Below are 5,214 nucleotides of genomic sequence, written 5' to 3'. Positions count from 1 at the left end.
AAATTCCACCAAATCTTCACTTTAATAAACCTAACCCTCAGATTGATTGGGATAAAATTTCGGCAGAGGTAGCAACAAGTGCGATACCTTGGGAAAAACCAGATAAACCTCTGTTGGCAGGAATTAGTGGATTTGGCATGAGTGGTACTAATGCTCATGCTATCTTACAATCAGCACCAGAACAGGTGAAAAGTAAAAATGAGACAGAGCGATCGCTCCATGTATTAACTCTGTCCGCTAGAACCCAAAAAGCTTTGGCAGATTTGGTGGTTCGTTATCAAAATTACCTGGAAAAAGAAAATAATGAGGATGAATTAGGTGATATTTGTTATACAGCTAATATAGGACGTGCCCATTTGAATCAAAGATTAGCAGTTATTGCAGCTAACAAAGCGGAGCTATTGGAGAAATTAACGGCTGAGGAAATATTCTCAGGACAGGTATCAAGTAGCACCATACCAAAGGTGGCTTTCTTATTCACAGGTCAAGGTTCCCAATACGTTAATATGGGTCGGGAATTATATGAGCAAGCACCAGTTTTCCGACAGGCGATCGAGCGGTGTAATGAAATTTTCAGTGCAATTGTTGAGGAACAAGAAGAATCAGACAAAATTTCTCTGTTAGATGTTATGTATTCTGACACTGAAGAAGATTCATCCCCCCTACACCAAACAGCTTATACTCAACCAGCACTATTTGCCATAGAATACGCCCTAGCTAAATTATGGGAATCTTGGGGAATCAAACCAAATGTAGTCATGGGTCACAGTGTAGGTGAATATGTGGCAGCAACAATAGCGGGAATCTTTAGTTTAGAAGACGGATTAAAATTAATTACTGCCAGGGGACGATTAATGCAAGAGTTACCCCCAGGAGGAGAAATGGTTTCTGTTATGGCATCAGAATCAAAAGTTCGTCCTCTCCTGACGAATTACACAGATAAAGTAGCTATGGCAGCGATTAATGGACCTGCAAGTGTGGTGATTTCTGGGGAGTCAGAAGCGGTAAGGGCGATCGCTACTAAGTTAGAGTCAGAAGGAATTAAAACGAAACAACTGCAAGTATCTCATGCTTTCCATTCACCTCTAATGGAACCAATGTTAGAGGAGTTTGAGGAGATAGCTAATCAACTTGACTATAAGACACCCAGGATTCCGGTAATATCTAACGTCACAGGGACAAAGGCAGATAGTAGTATTACTACCGCTAAATATTGGGTAGATCATGTCCGACAACCGGTTAAGTTTGCCCAAAGTATGGATGCTGTGCAGCAACAGGGAATTGATATTTTCCTAGAAGTAGGACCAAAACCAATATTATTAGGTATGGGGCGTCGATGTTTGCCAGAAGATGCAGGTGAGTGGTTGCCATCATTACGTCCTAATGTGGATGAATGGCAGCAAATACTTTCTAGTCTATCAGAATTGTACGTTCGGGGAGCAAAAATAGATTGGTCAGGATTTGACGGAAATTATCAGCGACAAAAAGTGGCCTTACCTACTTATCCTTTCCAACGACAAAGGTATTGGATAGAAAATGAGAAGTCGGGGTTATCAGAATCAACTCTTACTCAGATAACAGACACAGCAACAGAAACTTTAACCAAGCAACTAGCAGAAACAGGTAATCTCTCAGAAAGTGAACTGGAGTTAGTGCCGAAAATACTAGAGTTGCTGAAACAACAACAGTTCAAACCTGCTATAGAGTCGGAGCAAAAGTCTACAGAATCAGAAGATTTAGTTTCCCCTTCATCAGTAATAGATATTGAGAAGTTGCAAGCTGCTCCAGTAGCAGAACGTAAGTTGATGGTAGTAGAATATTTGCAGAAGTTGGCAATTAAGGTACTGCAATTAAATACTTCTGAAGGTTTAGACCTCAACGAATCTGTTCTAGAATTAGGTTTTGATTCTTTGAGCGTTGTGGAACTCCGGAGCAAAATCGAAAAACAACTAGCAGTAACTATACCTGCTAGCTTAATTTTGCAAGGTCCTAGTATCATGGAANTGATGGTAGTAGAATATTTGCAGAAGTTGGCAATTAAGGTACTGCAATTAAATACTTCTGAAGGTTTAGACCTCAACGAATCTGTTCTAGAATTAGGTTTTGATTCTTTGAGCGTTGTGGAACTCCGGAGCAAAATCGAAAAACAACTAGCAGTAACTATACCTGCTAGCTTAATTTTGCAAGGTCCTAGTATCATGGAATTAGCAGAAGCATTGGTTGAACAATTGACTGATAGTGGTTCTGACCAAACTCCAGTTGAGGCCAAAAAAGAAGGCGGTTGGATTGCATACCACAAACCAAAACCTAATGCAAGTACCCGTTTATTCTGCTTCCACCCCTGGGGTGCCAGTGCTTCTATCTATCAACAATGGTCTGATGCTTTGCCTCCAGAAATAGAAGTGTTACCCATTCAACTACCAGGAAGACAAAGACGTCTTCAGGAACAACCTTTTACAGATTTTGCCAGTCTAATTGAGGTTTTAGCAGATGTCCTTTCTCCTTATTTAGATAAACCTTTTGCTTTCTTTGGTCATAGTATGGGAGCGTTTATTGCTTTTGAGCTTGCCTATTTTCTCGAAGAAAAACATAATTTGAAACCAATGCAGTTGTTTCTAAGTGGTGTAGTTCCACCATCAGATAATACTTTGTTAGAAAAAATAGAATCTCTTTCAGAAGCAGAACGACTCAATTATCTTCTAGAAATTTCAGAAATTCCCAAAACTATTTCTGAAGATCCATCGCTTTTCAATGAATTAATGAATATCTTTAAGGCAGATTTTCAACTGTTAAAAAGTTACTACTATCACTATGTAGAGAAAAAGCCACTAAATTGCCCCATCTCTAGTTTTAGTGGAGTAGATGATAATACACTTAGCGATCGCCAACTTTCTCATTGGTCTGAGTATACTAACAGCAACCTCAAAATAGATCGGATACCTGGTAAACATATGTTTATGTTTTTGAAAGATAGCCAAAAATTACTTTTGGAGCTAATTTCTCAAGAACTTTTACCAGAATTAATTACTCAATAAATTATTAGGGTGCAAAGTTTGCACCCTTTTCTAATAAAATTTAAAATTAAGGAGGGTTTTCCTAAAAAGGCAAGGATAAAAAGAATAAGTTTATGAAGCGCAAAATTTGGGTGTTTATTACTACCTTCCTTCTATTTTCTAGCTTAGGTATAGCCTCGTATTATGGCAATACTTTCGATTCAGGAAAAACTTATGAACAAAACAAACTAATAGATATAAGTTCAGAAACAAATTATAATTCACAAAAAGCTGTTGCGAATAGGCAGACAGATGTTCTTAAAGATTTAGTAGGAGAAAAAATGAGTGATAATTTAATCTCAAAAGATAATTTAGTAGGCACTTGGAAACTTGCTGATTTTTACACTGTGGATGGTAAACAAAAAATTGATTACCCATACGGTAAAAATCCTACAGGCTATCTTGTATATACTGAAAATGGATATGTTTCTGTGACAATTATGACCACAGATCGCCCACTTCTTGGCCTCTCAATGGAAGAAATGCAAGAGTTGAAAGATGTTAAATTGGGACTAAAATTAATCGCCAATCTTGGCAAATCTATTAAGGCAAGCTTGAGATATTTTAGCGCTGCTAGAAACTATCTTTCTTACAGTGGTAAATATGAATTACGAGATAGTACAGTTATTCACCATGTGGAAGTTAGTGTAATTCCTGATTGGGTTGGTGTAGACCTTGAACGTAATGTGGAATTTTCAGAAGGCAAAATTATACTCTCAAATAACATCAAAGATGTATTCTTTAGCGTAACTTGGAAACTTGTTTCTTAGGCTTTTTAATTACAAATGATTCTGTGTTGTATAATTATTCCCAGGTAGAATAGATATCTTGTCTATTTGTTATATTTTCGAGGCTGAATTATTACCTGAATAAATATACATTTAATATAGAGAAAATTATTGGAGAAATCACAATGAATAAACAAATTTCTAGTAACTCAGAAGAAAACTTAGAAATTGCGATTATTGGTGCTGGAATATCTGGTATGTGTNGAATAAATATACATTTAATATAGAGAAAATTATTGGAGAAATCACAATGAATAAACAAATTTCTAGTAACTCAGAAGAAAACTTAGAAATTGCGATTATTGGTGCTGGAATATCTGGTATGTGTATGGCAATTAACCTCAAAAAAATTGGTATCACAACCTTCAAAATTTTTGAAAAAGCAGATAACGTAGGGGGGACATGGCATGATAATACATACCCTGGTTGTGGTTGTGATACACCATCTATTTTATATTCATATACCTTTGAACCCAAAACTGACTGGAGTCGGAATTATCCCAAACAACCAGAAATACTAGAATATTTAGAAAACTGTGCTGAGAAATATGATATTAGAAAACATATTACTTTTAACACAGAAATTACTAAGACTGTTTTTGAAGCAGAAAAAAATATTTGGCGTATTTATAGTGCTTCTGGAGAAGAATTTTCTGCGAATATTTTAGTTAGTGCTTGTGGACAATTAAATCAACNAATATGATATTAGAAAACATATTACTTTTAACACAGAAATTACTAAGACTGTTTTTGAAGCAGAAAAAAATATTTGGCGTATTTATAGTGCTTCTGGAGAAGAATTTTCTGCGAATATTTTAGTTAGTGCTTGTGGACAATTAAATCAACCAAAAATTCCTCATATTGATGGTCTAGAAACATTTTCGGGAACTCAATTTCATTCCGCTCGTTGGAATCATGACCATGATTTAAAGGATGAAACAGTAGCAGTAATTGGTACTGGTGCAAGTGCAATTCAGTTTATTCCAATTATCGCTCAACAGGTGAAAAAATTGATTGTTTTTCAACGTAGCGCTCCATGGATTTCACCTAAACCTGATTTTAAATTTTCAAACTTTTTTCATTGGTTAGGTAAAACTTTCCCATTCATACTTAGATTGTACCGATGGTTCTTGTATTTAGCCCTGGAATATTTTGTTATTTATATAACAGTACAACAAGATACTATCCCCGGAAAACTTGTTAGTGGTTTGCTTAATTTCATAAGGAATCGAATTGTTAAAGATGAAAATCTTAGAGCTATTCTGAAACCAGACCATGAAATTGGTTGTAAGCGGATTTTAGTTTCCAATGATTATTATCCAGCTCTACAACTTCCTCATGTAGAAGTAGTTGCTGATGAAATTAAAACTATT

The 5,214-nt window shown here is 36.0% G+C and carries 3 protein-coding genes and 2 pseudogenes; all 5 read left to right on the top strand.

Annotation, left to right across the window (positions count from 1 at the left end):
• Positions 1–2: 2 nt before the first annotated feature.
• Positions 3–2,003 (top strand): annotated as a pseudogene (locus tag AFK68_RS11675) (acyltransferase domain-containing protein); the annotation flags it as partial.
• Between the two features lie 3 nt (positions 2,004–2,006).
• Positions 2,007–3,035, top strand: a complete 1,029-nt coding sequence (locus AFK68_RS44860) for an alpha/beta fold hydrolase (RefSeq protein WP_371357332.1) — start codon at positions 2,007–2,009, stop codon at positions 3,033–3,035.
• A 92-nt stretch (positions 3,036–3,127) separates the two neighbouring features.
• Entirely contained in the window at positions 3,128–3,823 is a 696-nt protein-coding gene (locus AFK68_RS11665) for a lipocalin-like domain-containing protein (protein WP_210407357.1), read from the top strand.
• A gap of 268 nt (positions 3,824–4,091) precedes the next feature.
• Positions 4,092–4,536, top strand: a pseudogene (locus tag AFK68_RS11660) (flavin-containing monooxygenase); the annotation flags it as partial.
• Between the two features lie 9 nt (positions 4,537–4,545).
• A partial coding sequence (locus tag AFK68_RS11655; RefSeq protein WP_256386540.1) for an NAD(P)/FAD-dependent oxidoreductase occupies positions 4,546–5,214 on the top strand: 669 nt, incomplete at its 3' end.

This window comes from Hydrocoleum sp. CS-953 (assembly GCF_002260545.1).
In the GTDB taxonomy this organism is placed as follows: domain Bacteria; phylum Cyanobacteriota; class Cyanobacteriia; order Cyanobacteriales; family Microcoleaceae; genus Trichodesmium.
The sequence above is the reverse complement of the archived record's forward strand: the minus strand, read 5'-3'. Positions and strand labels throughout refer to the sequence as shown.